At 37.8% G+C, this 2,079-nt stretch carries 1 protein-coding gene; it reads left to right on the top strand.

The window, feature by feature from the left end:
• Window positions 1-1,101 (top strand): RHS repeat domain-containing protein (locus BN93_RS18845; RefSeq protein WP_232211217.1); only part of this gene is annotated, 1,101 nt, incomplete at its 5' end.
• Window positions 1,102-2,079 lie beyond the last annotated feature (978 nt).

Raw genomic sequence — 2,079 nt, 5'->3', positions numbered from 1 at the left:
CGACCGAAGTTCAACAAGAAAGGAGATGTTCCCGGCCCACCCATCCAATGGAACAGGCCCGAAGATCCCGATAATGCACAGCCAGGGTATGGCTATGTCCCAACAGACACCACCAACACCGAGGATATCTTCTTCTATCATAGTGACCACCTCGGCAGCACCTCTTACATCACCGATGCCAAGGCCAACATCACCCAGTTTGATGCGTACTTGCCCTACGGAGAGTTGCTTGTGGATGAACACAGCAGTAGTGAAGAAATGCCGTATAAGTTCAATGGCAAGGAGTTTGACCAAGAAACGGGGCTGTACTATTATGGAGCGAGGTATATGAACCCAAGGACGAGTTTGTGGTATGGGGTGGATGCTTTGGCGGAGAAGTATCCAAACATGAGTAGTTATGCTTATTGTGTGAATAATCCAATAAATGCGATAGATCCTGATGGAAGAGATGTCATTTTGTTGGTATGGGCTACAGGAAATGGAAGTTATGGACATGCCGCCGTTGCAGTATCCAATTACAAAAAACAATATTACAAGGTACAAGAAAAAGGAAGAACTATAACAAAATCAAGGATGGTTGCAGATGGTACATACACTTACTATGATTTGTGGCCAGGTATTGATAAAAACGGAGATGGCATTTCTGACGGTATCGGCTCTGCAGGGCCTAAGGATGCATTTTCTGGACCAATAGCAGAATATCAGATTTTCAAAGATCTAAAGGAAAGCTATTTAATAAATAGTGACCCTAGTAGAGCAGAGGGTAAAGTAGCAGATGGTATTATAAAACTCTATTCTGGTTATGAAGAAGATATGGAAGCGATAGCTGATATTGCAAGTCATATGAAATCGAATAAAGAATATACATCAGTTACAAATAATTGCTCGGATTTGGCTTGTTCAGGTGTTGCTGAGGCATTAGACCGATATAAGTGGTGGATAGAGAGTAATGGAGCTGATGAATCAACTTGGGGAATCAGTTATACAACCCCTAACGCTCTCTATAAATATGTAAGAGATATAGTTAATAGTAATCCAAAGGAAGGCAAAGTCTTAAAGAATCCTGGTGCTATATTGATACAAAATTTCAAGATGCGGTGATAAATCCTATTAAGCAGCAAAAATAGAATTAGTATGAGAATTAAATTATTGCGACTTGGAGTTATATTTACTTTGCTTTTGTTTGGTTGTACAAATAAGTAAAGTAAAAGACACTTGTAATACAAAACAATCTCCAATTGTTGATATCAAGTTAGATAATATAAGTCTTATGAAGGTTTACAAAGGAGGGATAGAATATGAAATTAAAGAAAAAGAAAAGATTAAAGACATTTTACTAACTTTAAAAAACTCACACATAAAGTATATAAAATTTGGTTCCAAGGATATTATTAAAATATACGATTATAATCATAATGTCTTAATAGAGTGTCTTTTTAGAGATGATATGTATAAAATAAAAGGAGTGGTATATCAAACTGATCAAATTATATTCAAATGAGTTGTACTATAAAAGGGGTTGTCACCTGTATAGTCAAGGCTCTTCTTTGTTAGGTTTTTGACCTCGGTCGTTGAGATGTGATTTCCAATCGCATTTCAACGGCCGAGTAATGCTCCCAAATGGGAGTTGTCAAATCAATCACTTGATTGATTTTCATTTTTTTCAATAAGCATTACCGTACGCCTAAAGAAAGAGGAGGGCGAGAGGTAGGTGGCTTTGTCCTAAAAGGCGGTAGTGTCCTTGTACTTCCTGATTATGGCAATAATTCAAATACAACAGAAATAGGAAAGTACCACTACCAACTTAGAGGGCGTAAGTTGAAACATGGAAATGAAGTTTTCACTGTAATTGCGCAAGTACATTCTCGTCAAGATAGGGGATTGGGTGCTACTCCTTCGTACTAAACCGGTGACTCTTATGGTGATTTAGGTTTCTCCATGAACCATTCTAAACTTCCTGTATTTGTTATTGGTCATGATGGGAACATACATGGGATACGAGGAGAATGGATTAGAACTGGGAAAAGGTATGAACCGACTCTATATAAAATTATACATAAGATAGGAACGTAAGCATCC

It is taken from the genome of Prevotella conceptionensis 9403948 (assembly GCF_000312305.1).
GTDB classification, from domain to species: domain Bacteria; phylum Bacteroidota; class Bacteroidia; order Bacteroidales; family Bacteroidaceae; genus Prevotella; species Prevotella conceptionensis.
This window is presented reverse-complemented; position numbering and strand designations above follow the sequence as displayed.